Consider the following 19115-nt stretch of genomic DNA (forward strand, 5'->3'; position numbering starts at 1 on the left):
TCACTCGTCGGTCACCTGTCTCCCGCTGTCCTGCACGGGACAGCTGCCCGCGACCGCGCAGTGGCGGCATCCGTCGTTACGCATGGCGAGGTAGCCGGGGCCCTGAGTGGACGCCGCGGCCCGGTGAATCGTGTCGCGCCAGTGCTCGAGCGCCTCGGCGTCCAGCGGGGGCTGCATGCGCTGGGTCGCCCCTTCCGCCTTGCTCGGCTTCGCGACATAGACCAATCGTGCCCCGCCGGGTTCGCCGGATGGATCGGCGGATTCTTCCGTGGCGTCGAGGGCACCCGTAGCGGCCGCCACCTGATAGGTCGCCAGCTGCGCGTGATCGACGGCGGCCTGCTTGGTGACCGGGGACTTGCCGGTTTTCACGTCGACGATCACGAAGCGGCCTTGCGCGTCCCGTTCCAGCCGGTCGACGCGGCCCCGGATCCGCACGGCGCGTTCGTCTTCGGTGCGCGCGGGCAGCACGCAGTCCACCGGCACCTCGACACCGGCCTGGGTGAGTTCGCCGCGGGTGTTGCGGACCCAGGCCTGGAAGTTCTCCAGCATGCCTTCGGTGCGGCGCAGCTCCTGCCTGGAATGCCAGCCGGTCCCGGGATCGACCGCCTGCCAGGCCCGGTCCAGCGCCGCACGCACTTGGTCCGGGGGCACCTTGCCCGCCAGCGCCTGCACCAGCGTGTGCACCAGGTTGCCCTTGACGGCGTGTGGATTGTCGCCGTCGGTGCCGCCGTGGCGTTCCAGTGCCCAGCGCAGCGGACAGGTGCGCAGCAACTCCACGGTGGAGGGCGACAGCGCCACCGGGCCCTCGTCCTCGGCCCACAGCGGACGCAGCGAGCTGAGTTCGGCGGTGCCATACCAGTCGTCGGGGTGGGTGCCGCGCACACCCGCGTCCGCCAGCCGCGCGAGCTGGTGCGCGGCGCGACGCCTGCGCTCCGGGTCTGCCTCGGGATCGCAGACCACGCCGCGCAATTCGGCGACCAGGGAGTGCATCACCAGGGCGCGGCCGGGATCGACCACCGGGAGCGCGCCGGGCTCGCTGTCGTCGTCGTGTCCGAGCAGCTCGGCGAGAAAACGCGAGGGCACCAGGTCACGTTCGCCTGCCACCGACTCCACCGCGGTGACCAGCAGGGATCGCCGGGCCCGGCTGCACGCGACGAACAGCAGCCTGCGCTCCTCGGCGAGAATCGGCGCCGCACGGCTCACCTGTTCACCCGCGTCGGACACCCCTGCGGTGAGATCCACCAGGTCCTCGGTGTGCAGCAGGGTGCCGCGCGAGCGCGGATCGGGCCAGATCCCCTCCTGCACGGCGGCGACGGCGACCACGTCCCATTCCCGCCCGGCCGCGGCGTGCGCACTCAGCAGCGCCACCGACTCGCCCGGTGCGGTGCGCGGCGCCGAGTCGAACGGAATCTCCTGCTGCGACAGATACTCGACGAACCCTTCGATGCTCGCGCGCGGCAGCCGGTCGACGTAGGCGGCGGCCGCGTCGAACAACGCGACGGCGGCGTCCAGATCGCGATCGGCCTGCATACCGACCGCGCCGCCGCGCTCCGATTGGGCCACCCAGCGCCGTTCCAGCCGGGAACCGGTCCACAGCGCCCACAGGACGTCCTCCAGGCCCGCGCCGCGCCCGCGCGCCTTGCGTGCCCGATGCAGCGCGTCCAGCACCCGGCGCAGCGGTGCCGCCTCGACCTCGGTGAGCCGGCCCAGGATCGCCGGATCTCCCGCTCCGATCAGCTGGTCGCGCAGCACCTGCGCGGAGGGGCGGTCGATGTCCGCGCCGCGGTCCGGGGCCGGATCGTCGTCCGTGTCCGGGGTTTTCGCACCGGCGCGCGCGGATTCCAGCACCGCGCGCCGAACGCCGCGGCGCAAGCGGCGCAAGGCGATCTGGTCGGCGCCGCCCAGCGGCCCGGACAGCAGGTCGAGGGCGTCCTCCGGCTCGAACGCCGGTTCCGCGCCCCGTTGCGCCGCCTCTCCCGCCAGCACCGCGCGCAGCGACAGCAGCATCCAGGCCGCGCCGCGCCTGCGCGCCAGCGGCGTGTCCAGCGTGGGCTGGCGCACCGGCACGCCCGCGGCGAGCAAGGCACGGCGCAGCGGCGCCAGCGACAGCGGCACCGATCGGACGATCACCGCCATCCGCGACCACGGCACCCCGCCGGTGAGGTGCGCGCGGCGCAGGTGATCGGCGATGAGCGCGGCTTCCTTCGCGGGTGTGGCCAGCACGCGGACCCGCACCTCGGTGCCGTCCTCCCGCGGTTCGGCGCGTTCCGGCACGGGGATGCGCTGCGGCGCACTGCCCGGCAGACGTGCGGCGATCCGCGCGACCGCCAGCTGGACCTGACCGCTGAAGCGGTGGTTCGCGCGCAGCACGACGCGCCGGTCGTCGGGCACGTCGAGTCCGGCGACGAACCGCGCGTCGGCGCCGCGGAAGGTGAAGACGGCCTGATCGGGATCGCCCGCGATCACCGTGATCCGCGCGCTGTGCCCGATCGCCTCGACCAGGATCGCCGCCTGCGGGTCCAGGTGCTGTGCGTCGTCGACCAGCAGGTATCGGATCCTGGCGCGTTCGGCAGCGAGCAGATTCGGGTCGGCGGCCAGCGCGTCCAGCGCCGCGCCGACCAGTTCGGCGGCGTCCAGCGCGGGCGCGGTCGCCTCCGGCGCCTCCACGCCCACCGACCAGCGCAGCAGCATCGTCTGCTCGTAGCGGATGGCGAAGTTGCCGGCCGCCACCCACTCCGGTTTGGCGTGCTCGCGGCCCAGCCGCACCAGGTCTTCCGGCCCGATGCCGCGTTCGGTGGCGCGCAGCATGAGATCGCGCAATTGCTCGGCGAATCCACCGAGCGCGAGCGCGGGCCGCAGTCGCTCCGGCCACAATCCGCGCGCGCCCTCGGCCATGTCGATCAGGTCGCCGCGCAGCATTTCGCGCAGCACGGCGTCCTGTTCCGCTCCGGTCAGCAAACGCGGCGGCGGATTGCCGTGCGCCATCGCGTGCCTGCGTAGCACGGAGAAAGCGTACGAGTGCAGGGTGCGCACCAACGGTTCTCGTGTGGCGCCGGGCACACCGTCCTCGACGCCGGGTTCGGGTCCGCTCAGCCGCGTGGTGATGGCATCGCGCACGGCGCCCGCCGCCTGTTTCGAATGTGTCAGCACCAGCACCGAATCGGGATCGGCTCCAGCCGCGATGCGCTCGGCGGCGAGGTCCACCAGCAGGGCTGTCTTGCCGGTTCCGGGCCCGCCGAGTACCTGCCAGGGCCGCCACCCGGGGCGCGCGGGACCGGCCTCGGCCGCGGCATCCAGCAGCGCGCGAACGTCGGCGCCCCAGTCTCGCGGCCGGGGCGCCACCACATTCCGGCGAACCAGTCGCACCGCGCCATCCGATCGCACCACGCGGGCTATTGCAACAGACACGACCGACACGCCGGTACACGCCTCCGTGTGACCGGCACTGCGCGCGATTCCGGCGCAGGTCACAATGGACCGGTGTCTGTTCTGAATGTCCACCGGTTCGGTCCGACGACGGGACCGGTGGTGCTCGCCCTGCACGGCGTGACCGGCCACGGCAAACGCTGGGAAGACCTGGCCACCCGGCATCTGCCCGACGTCCGCGTGCTCGCACCCGACCTGCGCGGACACGGTCGCTCGACCTCGCTGCCGCCGTGGAACTTCGAGACCATCGTCGATGACCTGGTCGACCTGGTCACCACGGAGGCGGACGGACCGGTGGTGGTGGTCGCGCACTCCTTCGGCGGCGCCTGCGCGCTGCACCTGGCGCATCGACATCCCGACCTGGTGCGCAAGCTCGTGCTGCTCGATCCGGCCATCGCGCTGGAACCGGAATGGCTCAACGAGATCGCGCTGTCCACCCTGGTCTCGGCCGACTACGACAGCGTCGACCACGCGCGCCGGGACAAGCTGGACACCGGATGGGGTGACGTCGAGCCGCGGCTGCTCGACGCCGAACTGCTCGAACATCTGATGCCCACCGCCGACGGGCGCTTCGGCTGGCGGATGAGCCTGCCCGCCATCAACTCCTACTGGGGCCAGCTGGCTCGCCACTGGGTGCTGCCGCCCGCGGACCTGCCCACGGTGCTGGTGCAGGCGATGAAGGTGCACCCGCCGTTCGTCACCCCGGAGTTCCGCGCGGCGCTCACCGAGCACATGGGCGCGAACCTGACCGTGCTCGAGTGGAACTGCGATCACATGGTGGCCCAGGCGTATCCGGCCGAGACCGGCGAACTCGTGCGCTCGGTGCTCTGAACCGATGCCGACCAGCGACGCCCAGATCGAGCAGGTTCGCGCCCTGGTGGCGTCGGTTCCGCCCGGCCGGGTCGTCACCTACGGCGACATCGCCGCGGCCGCGGGACTGTCCACGCCACGCACGGTGGGCTGGATCATGCGCACCGACGCGGCCGACCTGCCCTGGCATCGCGTGCTGGGCGCGAGCGGCAAGCCCGCCGCGCACCTGGCCCGTCGCCAGCTGCGCCTGCTCGCCGAGGAAGGCGTGCCGATCCGGGACGGACGTGTCGACCTGCGCGCCGCGCGCTTCCCCCTGCCCGATCCTGCGGCGGGCTGAGCACCGCTGTCCGAAATGCCTCCGAGCCGGATCGGCGGCCAGTACCGTTGATCCATGCCCACCCGCCTGGCATGTGTCGTGTTCGATGCCGACCGGCCGCGTTCGGTCGCGGACTTCTGGGCCGAACTGCTCGGCTGGAGTGTGACGCTCGACCGGCCCGACGAGGTGAACGTCGCGGCCCCCGACGCCGACGGTGGCGACCTCGCGCTGACCTTCCTGCCCGCGATGCGGGCCAAGGTCGGCAAGAACCGCCTGCACCTGGATCTGGCCACCCGCTCGCGGGAGCATCAGCGCACCCAGGTGGACCGGGCGCTGGCCTTGGGCGCGCGAGCGGTCAACATCGGCCAGGGCGCGGTGCCGTGGGCTGTGCTGGCCGACCCGGAAGGCAACGAATTCTGCGTCCTCGAACCCAGGGAGGAGTACGTGGACACCGGAGCCGTCGCGGCCGTGGTGGTCGACACGCGCGAGCCGGAGCGCCTCGCCGAGTTCTGGGCGGTCGCCACCGGCTGGCCGTCCACCCGGCGCGGTGAGCGGCTGGCCGGGCTGCGTTCGCCGACCGGACTCGGCTCCTGGCTGGAGTTCGTCCGCACCCCCGACGCGGGGACCGGCCGCACCAGACTGAGCCTCGACCTCACCTCGTTTCCCGCCGACGACCGCGCCGCCGAGGTAGCCAGGCTGCACGCCGCGGGAGCCACCACGATCGACCGCGGCGCCCCGGCCGCCGACCGCGACACCGACCTCGTGCTCGCCGACCCGGAACTCAACGAGTTCCGGCTGCTGCCACCGGCCCGCTTCTGGTCCAACGCCTGATCGACGCCGTCCGGTCCCCGGCTTCCCCGCCGTGACGAATTAGCATGACCGCCATGGTGTACCCAGCTCGAAGTCGTGGCCTATGACCGCCGCCGACGCGATCGTGCTCGCGGGCGGCCGGGCCAGCCGGATGGGCGGCGTGGACAAACCGGCTATCGTCATCGGCGGTCGTTCCATGCTCGAGGTGGCACTCGCCGCCGTGGCTTCGTGCGGGCACACGGTGGTCGTCGGACCGCACCGGCCCGAGCTTGCGCCGCAATTCGTCCAGGTGCGCGAGGTACCGCCCGGGTCGGGTCCGGTGGCGGCGATCGACACGGGGCTGCGCGCGCTCGGCTCCGCCGCGCCGCTGGTGGTCGTGCTGGCCGCCGACCTGCCGTTCCTGGCTCCGTGGGCGGTCACCGAACTGATCCGGCACGCCACCGAATCCGGCGCGGACGCGGTGTTCGCCGCCGACGAGTCCGGACGCCCGCAGTACCTGATCGGAGTGTGGCGGCGCTCCGCGCTGGCGGCCGCGCTGGAGGGGCTCGGCGCGCTGATCAACCAGCCGATGAAAGCGCTGGTGCCCGCCGCCGCCGCGATCATCCCGCTGCCCGGCGTCGGCGACTGCGATACCGAGGAGGAGGTTCGGCGAGCCAGGGCCACCGTCGACGCGCCACGGCGGCACCCACCGCTGGATCTCGATGAGGCGCGAGAGATGCTGCGCGGCACTCTGTCCCGGCTCACCGCCTACGAAGCCGACCTGCGTTCGGTGCTCGGGGCCGCGCTCGCAGGCCCGCTGACCGCCGCCGGGCCGCTGCCCCGCTTCGACGTTTCCGCGATGGACGGCTACGCGGTGGCGGGTGACGGGCCGTGGCGCCTGCGCCGCGACATCGGCTTCGCGGGCGGCAGGCGGCCGGTGGGGCTGCTGCCGGGTGAGGCGGTGCGAATCGCCACCGGCGCGCACGTACCGGACGGCACCACGGGTGTCCTGCGCGACGAGTTCGTGCACGTCGCCGACGAAACGCTGTACCGCCTGCCGGACACCCCGCTGCGCGACGACATCCGCCACCGTGGCGAGGACCGGCAGGCCGGTGATCTCGTCGCGCCGGAGGGCACGCCGGTCACCGCCGCGTTGATCTCCGCGGCCGCGAGCGTCGAAGTCACCGCGGCGCCGGTACGCGGCCCGGTGCGCGCGCGCATCGTCATGACCGGTGACGAGATCCGCAGCGAGGGGCCGCTGCAGGCGGGCCAGACCCGCGATTCGATCGGTCCGATCCTGCCGGAGCTGCTGTCCTGGTACGGCATTCGCACCGCCGACCGAGTGCACCTGCGCGACACGCCGCACGGATTCGACGAGGTCATGACCGTGGCGCCGGATCACGACCTGCTGGTGATCGTCGGCGCGACCGGCGGCGGGGCCGCCGACCAGCTCCGTGCCGCCCTGGCCCGCGCCGGAGCCGAGATCGTGGTGCCGCGCCTGCGGCTGCGTCCCGGCGGTTCCACCGTCGTCGCCGAACTCGCCTCCGGCACCACGGTGCTCGGCCTGCCCGGCAACCCGTTCGCCGCCGTCGCCACGCTCATGGCGCTCGCGCCCGCGATCGTCGAGGGCCGCACCGGCGCGCCCACGGCCCGCCCGCTGCGTGGGCCGCTGCACAACGCGGCAGAGATCGCGGCACAGGTGACCCGCGTCGTACCCGCTCGCGCCGCCGAGGAAGGCGGCTGGATCGGCGACCCGGCCATCCGCACCGCCCATCTCGGCGGCCTCATCGACCGCGACGGATTGGTCGTGGTCCCGCCCGGCGCCGTCGACGGCGCGACGGTCGAGTTCCTTCCGCTGCGCGGCTGAGCCGGCGTACGACACGACTCGTCCGGAACTGTCGCGCCTCAGCACAGTGGGACGCTGAAGCGATTGCACTGCAAGTAATCTCAGGTGACATCGGGCTCCGCCCCACGCGGAAGTGTGCCAGCGATTCCCGGGTCGGGCGGAAACAAATTGCCGCACAACAACTTATGTGACGACCACAGCGACCGGCCGCACCACGCGCACACCCCCGCCGCAGGGGAATTATTTTCGCCGCGATAAACCCGAGAACACGCGAAGTCGGAGCGATACCGACCACTCGCGAACGCGTGGGCGCGACCCGTTTTGTTACCGTTCGAACACACACCCGAGCCACCGGCAAACCACCCGCCAAGGAATGACACCGTGCCACCGATCCAGCCGTAGTTGCTATCGAAACCCACCTTCAATAGCGCCTCTACCTGCGCAAATACAACAACCGGCCGCTCCGGGCCATATTTTTCATTTCCCCTTCCGGAAGCTCCACCGGCTCGCTATCGTTTGTTCGTTAGGCTGTTCGTTAGGCGAATATCAATCCCCCGGAAAGGACCGTGTGGAGATGGCTGAAAAGTCGAAGAAAACGCCTAAGAAAATGCCGAAGCAGATGCCGAGGCAGCAGCAGCAACAGCGCCAGGAGCAGGACATGCGCGAGGGCTCGGATATGGAAGGCCGTCGGGGCACCAGGTCCGAGATGCCCGAACGGCGCGGCGAGCAGGACCGCCGCCAGTAGCTGATCTGCGCCACCCGCGCCGCCGGCCCCAACTCCTCCCGGGACCGGCGGCTGCGGTCGTACCAGGCCCGGTGTGCTTACCCCGCTTACCCCGGAGGTAATTGTCGCCCCGCGCGCGGCGGACCTACCGTCGGTTCGACGCCACTCCCGGTGTCGACGAACGAAGGAACGCCGACCATCATGTCCGCCTATGGCTTCGCCCACCTCCGCGGTCGCAGGCCCCATCCCGATATCCTGGAATACCTGGAGCGCATCCAAGCCACCTTGGACCCGTTCGGTGGCCGCTTCGTCATCCACGGGCCCCCGGCCGAGATCGTGGAAGGCAGCTGGCCCGGGAGCATGGTGCTGATCGAGTTCCCCGGCATGACCGAAGCGCGGGAGTGGTACCACTCGCCCGCCTACCAGGAGATCCTGCCGCTGCGCGCCGATCACATCGACGGCGACCTGCTGCTGATCGAAGGCGTCGGCCCGGACTACGATCCGCGCAAACGCGCCGCCGAGCTGCGCGCCGAGGCGACCTGACGCGATTTCCGCCCGCCATCCGCCGTCCGATACCGTTGACCAGGCACGACACAGCTCGACGCGATAAGGATGGGCCCGATGGACGACAGTTCTCTGGTCTGGGACGACGGCACGCTCGTCACCATCGACCAGCGCGGACTGCCGCATGAGGTCCGTGAGCTGCGACTGAGCACGGTCGATCAGGTCATCGACGCGATCAAGGCGCTGGCCATCCGCGGCGCGCCCGCCATCGGCATCGCGGGCGCGTTCGGCGTCGTCATCGCCACCGCCGCGCACACCGTGGACGGCGTGGTCGACGAGGCGGCGGTGCAGGCCGAGGCGGACCGGATCGCCGCGGCGCGGCCGACGGCGGTCAATCTGGCCTGGGCGGTGCGGCGGGTCCGGGCCCAGGTGGGCCGGGGGGCCGACGCGGTGCTGGCCGAGACACTCGACATGCTGGCCGAGGACGGCCGGGTCAACCGGGCCGCCGCCACGAACGCCGCCGACCTGGTGCAGCGCCTGTGTCCGGACCGGCCGCTGCGAGTGCTCACCCACTGCAATACCGGCCGGCTCGCGACCAGCGCGTTCGGCACGGCCATCGGCACGTTGCGGGTGCTGTCCGAGCGCGGTGCGATCGAGCAGGTCCTGGTCGACGAGACCCGCCCGCTGCTGCAGGGCGCGCGGTTGACCACGTGGGAACTCGCCGAAGCGGGTATCCCGCACCGGCTGACCATCGATTCCGCCGCCGCCTGGGCGATGGCGACCGGGCAGGTCGACTGCGTGCTGGTCGGCGCCGACCGGGTCACCGCCAACGGCGACGTCGCCAACAAGATCGGCACCTACGGTCTCGCGCTGGCCGCCCGCCACCACGACATCCCGTTCGTCGTGGTCGCCCCGGAGTCGACCCGCGATCTCGCGATGGCCACCGGCCGGGAGATCGTGGTGGAGGAACGGGCTGCGCCCGAAGTGACCGGATTCGGTGGTGTGGCAACGGCTCCCGAGCACACCGAGGTCTTCAACCCGGCCTTCGACGTGACGCCCGCCGAACTCGTGACGGCGGTGGTCACCGAGCACGGTGTGGTGCACCGATCCGATCGGTCGCACGGGGCGGCGATCGCGGAGGTCGCACGCGAGCTGTACCGGCGCGGCTGGATGCCGGGCACGGCGGGCAACATCTCGGTGCGCACCGGCGCGACCGCCGTCGTCACCGGAAGCGGGTTGTCCAAAGGCGAACTCACCGAGGGCGACATGGTCACCGTGCGCGTGGCGGACTCCGCGCCCGTGGCCGACCACGGACGCAAACCGTCCGCCGAGACCACGATCCACACCGCCGTCTACCGGAGCCGCCCGGCCCAGGCGGTCGTGCATATCCATCCGCCGTTCGCCACGGCACTCGCCACCCGCTCGGCGGTTCCCGGCGCGCTCGGCACGCTGCGGATCACCGACTACGAGCTGATCAAGGGGCTCGGCGGCGGCGATCCGGCCGTCGCGGAGATCCCGGTCTTACCGAACTGGCCAGAGGTGCCGCGCATCGGTGCGGACATCGAGCGCTACCTCCTCGACCATCCGGACGCTCTGCCGGTGCTGGTCATCGCCGGGCACGGCATCACCGCATGGGGCGAGAATCTCGCTCAGGCGCGCGATCGCGCCGAATGCCTGGAAGCATTGTGTGAGCTGGTGTCCCGCACCGGCAGTCCGGCGGCGTTCGGCCCGCGCGACGATGTACTCGAGATTGGACTGACATGACCCTGCTGCAGGTGATGGCCGCCGCCGACGCGGCCGACGTGCGCGTGCGTACCACCGACGACGAACGGATCGGCACCGAACTGGCCGGGCACGGCATCACCTTCGGCCGCTGGCCGGTGGTCGAGAACGCCGCGTCGGTGTCCTCCGACGAGCTGCTGGCGCACTACGAGAAGCACGTCGCCGAGCTGAACGAGTCCGGACGCTACCGGCACATCGATATCGCCCGCATCCACCCGGACGACGCCGACCCGCAGTGGCCCGAGATCGCCAAGGGCGCGCGCGGGAAGTTCCTCGATGAGCACCGGCACGCCGAGGACGAGGTGCGCTTCTTCGCCGCCGGACGCGGCTGCTTCTATCTGCACCTGGGCGAAGAGGTCCTCGCGGTGGTGTGCGAAGGCGGCGACCTGCTCTCGGTGCCCGCGGGCACGCTGCACTGGTTCGACATGGGCGAGCGCCCGGATTTCATCGCCATCCGCTTCTTCGAGGAAGAGGACGGCTGGGTCGGCGACTTCACCGGCGACAAGATCAGCGCGGGCTTCCCCACCCTCGACGAGCTGCTGACCGCGCCGTGATCGGCGCCGTCGTCGTCGACATCGAGGGCACCACCAGCCCTACCGCGTCGGTCCGCGAAGACCTGTACGGCTATACCCGGCAGCGGCTTCCGGGCTGGCTGGCCGAGGAAAGCCCGGCGGCGTCCACCGTCCTCGCCGCGACCAGGGAGCTGGCCGGGCAACCGGACGCGGGCCCGGCCGAGGCCGCCGCGATCCTGCGCGGGTGGCTCGACTCCGATGTGAAGGCCGAGCCGCTCAAGACCGCCCAGGGCTTGATCTGCGCGGAAGGCTTCCGCAGCGGCGCACTGCACGGCGAGTTCTTCCCGGACGTGCCACCGGCTCTCGCCGCCTGGCACGCCGCCGGGCTCGCGCTGTACGTCTACTCCTCGGGATCGGTGCACAATCAACAGGATTGGTTCGCCTTCGCCCGCGGCGGCAGCCTATCCGAACTGATCAGCGGATACTTCGATCTGTCTACGGCGGGCGGCAAACGCGAATCCGCCTCCTACGACAAGATCGCAGGCGCCATCGGCGCGCCCGCCGAACACATCCTGTTCCTGTCCGACCACCCGGACGAACTCGATGCCGCCGTCGCCGCGGGGTGGCGGGTCGTCGGCCTGGCCCGCCCCGGGGAGCCCAATCCCCCACGGCCGCCGCACCGCTGGGTCGACACGTTCGCCGACATCGTTCCCGCCCGGATCGCCTGACCCGCAGCACAAGCCTTCACCCGCTGTGCCGCAATCAGTTTCGCACTGGAAATCCGGTCTCATCGGGCATCGAGGCGACGACTACACACCGGGCGCAGCACAGCTGGTCGACGGGTGGGGCCCGCAACCCGCGCGGCCGAGACCGCGTCCACCACCGGTCACGACCCGAGACAGTGCCACCTGGCCCATTGCAGACAGACCCGCCACCGTGACCGGGGTGGACCGCGACGACACTCCGGGTGAATTCGTCGACGCTGGAACTCGAGCCCGCCGGGCACTGAATTCATCAGCAACAGATAATTTTCAGCGAATTGTGATTGTGCTTACAATACGTGGCGCGGAAGTCCGAGCCGAAACGCCGCGGAGGTGGTAAACCCAACGCCTACGACGAGCGATCGGATGTGTTAACAAATGTAAAGCACTGGAGAACCCATCGTTTCCAAAGCATCACCGACCGCGCCGCGGGCGGGCTATCCGGATCCGATTCCGTACAGTTCAGAGCATATTTCCCCTGGTCGGCCCGCAGGACGGCGCCCGGATGCGACGGGCTACCGTGACCGTGACGTTGCGCCGATCTCACAACTCACCATGCTCGCAAATGGGCTGTGAGAGAGACGTTTGGCCAGTCGTGCACGCCTCTTTACAGTCGGAACATCCACCCGATCGCACAGCTCGAAGGGGACGTCGTGGTTAATTCCCGTACCCAGGGTCACGCACCCTCCGGCCCGGCCACCGACGCCGGGGACGCGCTCCTGCGGCTGGGGAAATATTTCCACCGGGGCGAGGTGTCGTCCGATCAGCGCACGCTGCACAAGGTCGGCGGGCGCAGCGCCGACGAGTTCTACCGCGATCGCTGGTCCCACGACAAGGTGGTGCGCTCCACGCACGGCGTGAACTGCACGGGATCGTGCTCGTGGAAGATCTACGTGAAAGACGGCGTGATCACCTGGGAGTCGCAGCAGACCGACTACCCCTCGGTGGGCGCCGACAAGCCGGAGTACGAGCCGCGCGGCTGCCCGCGCGGCGCGTCGTTCTCCTGGTACACCTACTCGCCCGCCCGCGTGCGCTACCCCTACGTGCGCGGCACCCTGCTGGAGCTGTACCGGGAAGCCAAGTCCCGGCTCAAGGACCCGGTGCTGGCCTGGGGCGAGATCGTCGAGGACCCCGAGAAGGCGCGCAGCTACAAGGCCGCCCGCGGCAAGGGCGGATTCGTGCGCGCCGAGTGGTGGGAGGCGGCCGAAATCGCCGCTGCCGCACACGTCTACACGATCAAGCAGTACGGCCCCGACCGGGTGGCCGGGTTCTCGCCGATTCCGGCGATGTCCATGGTCAGCCACGCCGTCGGCGCCCGGTTCATCTCGCTGCTCGGCGGCTCCATGCTGTCGTTCTACGACTGGTACGCCGACCTGCCGGTGGCCTCGCCGCAGGTGTTCGGCGACCAGACCGACGTGCCGGAGTCCGCGGACTGGTTCGACGCCGGGTACCTCATCATGTGGGGCTCGAACGTGCCGGTCACCCGGACGCCGGACGCGCACTACATGACCGAGGCGCGCTACCGCGGCCAGAAGGTCGTGGTGGTCTCCCCCGACTACGCCGACAACACCAAGTTCGCCGACGAGTGGGTCCCCGCGCGTCCCGGCACCGACGCGGCGCTGGCCATGGCGATGGGCCACGTGGTGCTGAAGGAGTTCTTCGTCGAGAAGTCGACGCCGCGCTTCCTCGACTACATCAAGCGCTTCACCGATCTGCCGTACCTGATCACACTGGACGAGCACGACGGCGCGTATGTGCCCGGCAAGTTCCTCACCGCCGCCGACCTCGGGCACACCGGCGAAGGCGTGCAGTTCCAGACGGTGCTGCTGGACGCGCAGGCCGAGCCGGTGGTGCCGAACGGGTCACTCGGCCATCGCTTCGGCGAAGAAGGCGCCGGGCGCTGGAACCTCGATCTCGGGGACGTCGATCCCCTCCTGAGTCTGTATGGCCGCACCGACGATGCTGCGGCCGTACAGATTCCCCGCTTCGACAGTGACGTCCCCGGTGTGCTCACCCGCGGTGTGCCCACCAGGACCGTCGCGGGCAAGCGGGTCACCACGGTCTTCGATCTGCTGCTCGCGCAGTACGGCGTCGGCCGCGACGGACTGCCCGGCACGTGGCCGAGCGGCTACGACGACGCGGCCGAGCCCTACACCCCGGCCTGGCAAGAGGCCATCACCGGCGTGCCCGCCATCCAGGCGCAGCGCATCGCGCGGGAGTTCGCCGACAACGCCGACCGTTCCGGCGGCCGCTCGATGATCCTCATGGGCGCGGGCACCAACCACTGGTTCCATTCCGACCAGATCTACCGCGCGTTCTTCACCTTGACGCTGCTGACCGGCTGCCAGGGCGTGAACGGCGGCGGCTGGGCGCATTACGTCGGGCAGGAGAAGTGCCGTCCCGTCACCGGATGGTCCACCCTGGCCTTCGGCCTGGACTGGCAGCGCCCGCCGCGGCAGATGCAGGGCACGGTGTTCTGGTACCTCACCAACAATCAGTGGCGCTACGACCCGTTCACCGCGGAGTCGTTCGCCTCGCCGCTGGGCACGGGGAAGTTCGCCGGCCGCACGGCCGCCGACAACATCGCGCTGGCCACCCGGCTGGGCTGGATGCCGAGTTACCCGACCTTCGACCGCAACCCGCTGGACCTGGCGGACGAGGCCGAGGCCGCGGGCAAGACCGCGCCCGAGCACGTGGTGGACGGGCTGAAGTCCGGCGACCTGCGGTTCGCCTGCGAGGACCCGGACGCGCCGGAGAACTTCCCGCGCTGCCTGACCGTGTGGCGGGCCAACCTGCTCGGATCCTCGGGCAAGGGCAACGAATACTTCCATCGCCACCTGCTCGGCGCCGACTCCAACCTGCAGACCACCGACGCCACCGGCGTGCGGCCGCAGGAGCTGACCTGGCGCGAGACCGCCGCCACCGGCAAGCTGGATCTGCTGCTGTCGCTGGACTTCCGGATGACCAGCACCACGCTGTTCTCCGACATCGTGCTGCCCGCCGCCACCTGGTACGAGAAGCACGACCTGTCCTCCACCGACATGCACCCGTTCGTGCACGCCTTCTCCCCGGCCATCTCACCGCCTTGGGAGGCCAAGACCGATTTCGACGCCTTCCACCGGATCGCGCGCGGCTTCTCCTGGATGGCCGAGAAGCACCTGGGCAAGCGCAAGGACATCGTCGCCGTGCCGTTGCAGCACGACTCGCCGGACGCGACGGCCCAGGCGGGCGGGCGCGTGCTGGACTGGAAAGCCGGTGAGTGCGAACCGATTCCAGGCAAGACCATGCCGAAACTGGTCGTGGTCGAACGCGACTACCCGAAGCTCGCGGAGAAGATGGCCGCGCTCGGGCCGCTGATCGACACACTCGGCGTCACCACCAAGGGCGTCACCACCTACCCCGACCAGGAGGTCGAGTACCTGGCGGGCGTGAACGGCACGGTCGTGTCCGGCATCGCGCAGGGCCGCCCGTCGCTGGCCAAGGACACGCACGCGGCCGAGGCGATCCTCGCGCTGTCGGGCACCACCAACGGCCGACTGGCAGTGGAGGGCTTCCACGCGCTGGAGCGCCGCACCGGAACCCAGCTGGCCGACCTGGCCGCCGAGCACGAGGGCAAGCGGATCACCTTCGCCGACACCCAAGCTCGTCCGGTGCCGGTGATCACCTCGCCGGAGTGGTCGGGCAGCGAGACCGGCGGACGCCGGTACTCGCCGTTCACCATCAACACCGAGCGGCTCAAGCCCTGGCACACGCTGACCGGGCGGCAGCACTTCTACCTGGACCACGACTGGATGATCGAACTCGGCGAACAGCTGCCGATCTTCCGTCCGCCGCTGGACATGACCGCGCTGTTCCACGAGCCCTCGATCGGCGACGTCGGCGACAAGGGCGTCACCGTGCGCTACCTGACACCGCACTCGAAGTGGTCGATCCACTCCGCCTACCAGGACAACCTGCACATGCTGACGCTCTCGCGCGGCGGGCAGACGATCTGGATGTCCGATCGCGACGCGGCGAAGATCGGTGTGGCCGACAACGACTGGATCGAGGCGATCAACCGCAACGGCATCGTGGTCGCACGCGCCATCGTCAGTCACCGGATGCCGGAAGGCACCGTGTTCATGTACCACGCCCAGGACCGGGCGGTGGACGTGCCGCGCATCGAAGGCCTCGGCGAGGACACCAAGGGACGGGGCAAGCGCGGCGGCATCCACAACGCGCTCACCCGCATCATGATCAAGCCATCGCATCTCATCGGCGGCTACGCGCAGCAGTCCTTCGCGCTGAACTACCACGGTCCCACCGGAAATCAGCGCGACGAGGTCACCACGATCCGCAAGCGCTCGCAGAAAGTGGAGTACTGACATGAGCGAGCCAGGCACGAGGACACCCCACGCACCCACCGACGCGAGAAAGCGGTACTGACATGCGCGTCATGGCACAGCTGGCCATGGTGATGAACCTGGACAAGTGCATCGGCTGCCATACCTGCTCGGTCACCTGCAAGCAGGCCTGGACCAACCGCGGCGGCACCGAGTACGTCTGGTTCAACAACGTGGAGACCCGCCCCGGGCAGGGCTACCCGCGGCAATACCAGGACCAGGAGAAGTGGAAGGGCGGCTGGACGCTGAACAAGCGCGGCAAGCTCACCCTGAAGTCCGGGTCCCGGCTGAAGCGGCTGCTGAACATCTTCGCCAACCCCGATCTGCCCACGGTCGAGGACTACTACGAGCCGTGGAGCTACGACTACGACAACCTGCTGTCCTCGCCGCCGATGGACACGACACCGGTGGCGCGGCCCAAATCGCTGATCACCGGCGAGGACACGAACGTCACGTGGGGCGCCAACTGGGACGACGACCTCGGCTCCGGCCCCGAGCAGGTCGGCCGGGACCCGCTGCTGGCGAAGCTGTCCGACCAGGTGAAGCTGGAGTTCGAAGAGACCTTCATGTTCTACCTGCCGCGGATCTGCGAGCACTGCCTGAATCCGTCGTGCGCGGCGTCGTGTCCTTCCGGCGCGATCTACAAGCGCGCGGAAGACGGCATCGTGCTGGTGGACCAGGACAAGTGCCGCGGCTGGCGGCAGTGCGTGTCGGGCTGCCCGTACAAGAAGATCTACTTCAACCACAAGACGGGCAAGGCGGAGAAGTGCACCTTCTGCTACCCGCGCGTGGAGGTCGGCATACCCACGGTGTGCTCGGAGACCTGCGTGGGGCGGCTGCGCTACATCGGCGTCATGCTCTACGACGCCGACGCCGTACTGGAGGCCGCGTCGGTCACCGAGGACAAGGATCTCTACCCGTCCCAGCTCGGTGTGTTCCTCAACCCCCATGATCCGCGGGTGATCGCCGAGGCGGAACGGGCCGGGATCTCGCCGGAATGGATTCAGGCGGCCCAGGATTCGCCGGTCTACAAGCTGATCGTCGACTACCAGATCGCGCTGCCGCTGCATCCGGAGTACCGCACCATGCCGATGGTCTGGTACGTGCCGCCGCTGTCGCCGGTGGTGGACGTGCTCACCGAGACGGGCCACGACGGCGAGAACGCGTCGAACCTGTTCGGCGCCATCGACGCGTTGCGCATTCCGGTGGAGTACCTGGCCGAGTTGTTCACCGCGGGCGACGTGGGGCCGGTGCGCGCGTCGTTGCAGCGCCTCGCGGCGATGCGCTCGTTCATGCGGTCGGTGAACCTCGGGGAGGAGCCCGATCCCTCGATCGCGCCGTCGGTGCGGCTGGAGCCGGAAGAGATCGAGGCGATGTACCGGCTGCTGGCCATCGCCAAGTACGAGCACCGCTACGTGATCCCGACCGGCGCGGGAGCCCGTGCGCACGAACTGGATTCGCTCGCCACCGGATGCAGCCTGGACACCGACGGCGGGCCGGGTATGACGGCGTTCGACCAGATGGTGGAGAAATTCCACCTCACCGACAGCAACGAAGCCGCGCCGCAAGAGAAGTCGTCCCGGATCAACTTGCTGAACTGGGACGGCAAGAGCACCGAGGGCTTGCTGCCGACGAACGGGCAGGCGGACGACACCTCCGACGGGCACCCGAACGGCGCGTCCAACGGGCAGGCGAACGGCACCGTCAACGGGCACACGAACGGCGCGTCCAACGGCGGGCAGCCGAACGACGCCGGCAACGGGCACGCCGACGGTACGGGTGACGCGACCGTCGCGGGCGACCCGGCCTCGACCGGAGCAGGCCGATGAGTCTGCTCAAACTGCGCCGCCGCCCGGAACCGGCGGTCGAACTCGCCCAGCGCGACCGGCAATTGGTGTGGCGGATCGCCGCGCTGCTGCTGGACTACCCGAGCGAGCAGACGCTGGCCATGGTCGACCAATTGGATACCGCCGCGGCCATATTGCCGGACGAGGTACGCGCACACCTGAACGACTGCCTCGACTACCTGCGGACGACCCCGCCCCTGGAACTCGCCGCCGACTATGTCGCGACCTTCGACATGCGCCGCCGCGCCAGCCTGCACCTGACCTTCTACGCCTACGGCGACACCCGCAAGCGCGGGATGGCGCTGCTGCGGTTCAAGCACGCCTACCGGCACGCGGGCGTCGAACTCGGCGACGAGGAGCTGCCCGATCACCTGCCGGTGCTGCTGGAGTTCGCCGCCACCGTCGATCCGATCGGCGGCGAGCGGCTGCTCGGCGAGCACGTTCCGGTACTGGAGCTGCTGCGACTCTCGCTGGCCGACAACGGCTCTCCTTATGCGGGCGTGCTCGCGGCGGTCGGTGCGACGCTGCCCCCGCCGACCACCGCCGACCGCAGGCGCATCGCCGAACTCGCCGCCCAGGGCCCGCCCGAGGAGGAAGTCGGGTTGGAGCCCTTCGCGATGGACCCCTCGCTGTTCGACGGATCGGAAGGCCGACGATGAACGCAACGCCGAACCTACCGACCGCGCTGTGGCTGATCCTGCCCTACGTCGCGTTCACCTCGTTCGTGCTCGGGCACCTGTGGCGCTACCGCAACGACCAGTTCGGCTGGACCACCCGTTCCTCGCAGATGTACGAGAGCCGCCTGCTGCGCCTGGGCAGCCCGCTGTTCCACTTCGGCATGCTCGGGGTGTTCGGCGGTCACGTGCTCGGCGTGCTGATCCCGGAATCGTGGACGGCGGCGATCGGGATCTCCGAGCACCTCTACCACGTGATCGCGGTCGGCGCGGGGTCGGTGGCCGGTCTCGCCGTGCTGGCCGGGGTGGGCATCCTGCTCTACCGCCGGTTCACCGTTGCGGCCGTCCGCAAGGCGACGACCGGCAACGACAAGCTGATGTACGCGCTGCTGGCCGCCGCGCTGATCACCGGCCTGCTCAACACCTGGGGCAGCAATCTGCTGTGGGGCACCTACAACTATCGCGAGACGGTCTCGCCCTGGTTCCGCAGCCTGTTCACCCTGGCCCCGCAGCCCGAGCTCATGGTGGACACCCCGTGGACCTTCCAGCTGCACGGATTGGTCGTGCTCGCGCTGATCGGGCTGTGGCCTTACACCCGGTTGGTGCACATGTTCAGTGCGCCGATCGGCTACTTGGTGCGGCCCTACGTGGTCTACCGCAGCAAGGAATACGACGCTCCCGACAAGCGCCGTTACGCCCGTGCGTGGGACGCTCCCGTGACCCCCGAACGCTGGCGCTGACG

14 protein-coding genes are annotated in these 19115 nt (G+C 70.1%); 13 read left to right on the plus strand and 1 reads right to left on the minus strand.

From position 1 onward, the window contains the following. A complete protein-coding gene (locus ON19_RS22875; RefSeq protein ID WP_051169208.1) occupies nt 1-3408 on the minus strand; it encodes an ATP-dependent helicase in 3408 nt (1135 codons plus the stop codon). Between the two features lie 72 nt (nt 3409-3480). On the opposite strand from ON19_RS22875, the gene ON19_RS22880 reads away from it, so the two are divergent. The 13 genes from ON19_RS22880 to narI all read left to right on the plus strand — a co-directional run bounded on the left by ON19_RS22880 (nt 3481) and on the right by narI (nt 19113). Continuing rightward, nucleotides 3481-4257 carry an alpha/beta fold hydrolase gene (locus ON19_RS22880; protein WP_043696560.1) on the plus strand — a complete coding sequence of 259 codons (777 nt, stop codon included), beginning with the start codon at nt 3481-3483 and terminating at the stop codon, nt 4255-4257. Nucleotides 4258-4261: 4 nt separating this feature from the next. Further along, nucleotides 4262-4573, plus strand: a complete 312-nt coding sequence (locus ON19_RS22885; RefSeq protein ID WP_043696563.1) for an MGMT family protein — start codon at nt 4262-4264, stop codon at nt 4571-4573. 54 nt (nt 4574-4627) lie between these two features. After that, nucleotides 4628-5383 (plus strand): VOC family protein, encoded by a 756-nt coding sequence (locus ON19_RS22890; protein WP_043696567.1) that lies wholly within the window; start codon nt 4628-4630, stop codon nt 5381-5383. 82 nt (nt 5384-5465) lie between these two features. Further along, nucleotides 5466-7208: an NTP transferase domain-containing protein gene (locus ON19_RS22895; RefSeq protein WP_043696570.1), complete on the plus strand. Its 1743-nt coding sequence runs from the start codon at nt 5466-5468 to the stop codon at nt 7206-7208. A 553-nt stretch (nt 7209-7761) separates the two neighbouring features. Further along, entirely contained in the window at nt 7762-7932 is a 171-nt protein-coding gene (locus ON19_RS42150; RefSeq protein ID WP_157229801.1) for a hypothetical protein, read from the plus strand. 180 nt (nt 7933-8112) lie between these two features. Then, nucleotides 8113-8454 carry a DUF1330 domain-containing protein gene (locus ON19_RS22900; RefSeq protein WP_043696781.1) on the plus strand — a complete coding sequence of 114 codons (342 nt, stop codon included), beginning with the start codon at nt 8113-8115 and terminating at the stop codon, nt 8452-8454. Nucleotides 8455-8532: 78 nt separating this feature from the next. Further along, nucleotides 8533-10179 carry a bifunctional S-methyl-5-thioribose-1-phosphate isomerase/methylthioribulose 1-phosphate dehydratase gene (locus ON19_RS22905; protein ID WP_051169198.1) on the plus strand — a complete coding sequence of 549 codons (1647 nt, stop codon included), beginning with the start codon at nt 8533-8535 and terminating at the stop codon, nt 10177-10179. Next, complete coding sequence (locus tag ON19_RS22910; RefSeq protein ID WP_043696575.1) at nt 10176-10751, plus strand: 1,2-dihydroxy-3-keto-5-methylthiopentene dioxygenase; 576 nt, start codon at nt 10176-10178, stop codon at nt 10749-10751. The genes ON19_RS22905 and ON19_RS22910 overlap by 4 nt, the downstream gene beginning before the upstream one ends. Continuing rightward, on the plus strand, nt 10748-11437 hold the full coding sequence (gene mtnC, locus ON19_RS22915) for an acireductone synthase (RefSeq protein WP_043696578.1): 690 nt from the start codon (nt 10748-10750) through the stop codon (nt 11435-11437). The genes ON19_RS22910 and mtnC overlap by 4 nt, the downstream gene beginning before the upstream one ends. Nucleotides 11438-12123: 686 nt before the next feature. Continuing rightward, nucleotides 12124-15834, plus strand: a complete 3711-nt coding sequence (locus tag ON19_RS22920) for a nitrate reductase subunit alpha (protein WP_043696581.1) — start codon at nt 12124-12126, stop codon at nt 15832-15834. A gap of 62 nt (nt 15835-15896) precedes the next feature. Then, complete coding sequence (gene narH / locus ON19_RS22925) at nt 15897-17681, plus strand: nitrate reductase subunit beta (RefSeq protein WP_043696583.1); 1785 nt, start codon at nt 15897-15899, stop codon at nt 17679-17681. Beyond that, nucleotides 17678-18358 carry a nitrate reductase molybdenum cofactor assembly chaperone gene (gene narJ, locus ON19_RS22930; protein WP_043696587.1) on the plus strand — a complete coding sequence of 227 codons (681 nt, stop codon included), beginning with the start codon at nt 17678-17680 and terminating at the stop codon, nt 18356-18358. Before narH ends, narJ begins: the two co-directional genes overlap by 4 nt. Next, nucleotides 18355-19113 carry a respiratory nitrate reductase subunit gamma gene (gene narI / locus ON19_RS22935; RefSeq protein ID WP_043696590.1) on the plus strand — a complete coding sequence of 253 codons (759 nt, stop codon included), beginning with the start codon at nt 18355-18357 and terminating at the stop codon, nt 19111-19113. Before narJ ends, narI begins: the two co-directional genes overlap by 4 nt. The last annotated feature ends 2 nt before the right edge of the window (nt 19114-19115 follow it).

The sequence above is a fragment of the Nocardia abscessus NBRC 100374 genome (assembly GCF_000308455.1).
GTDB classification, from domain to species: Bacteria; Actinomycetota; Actinomycetes; order Mycobacteriales; family Mycobacteriaceae; genus Nocardia; species Nocardia abscessus.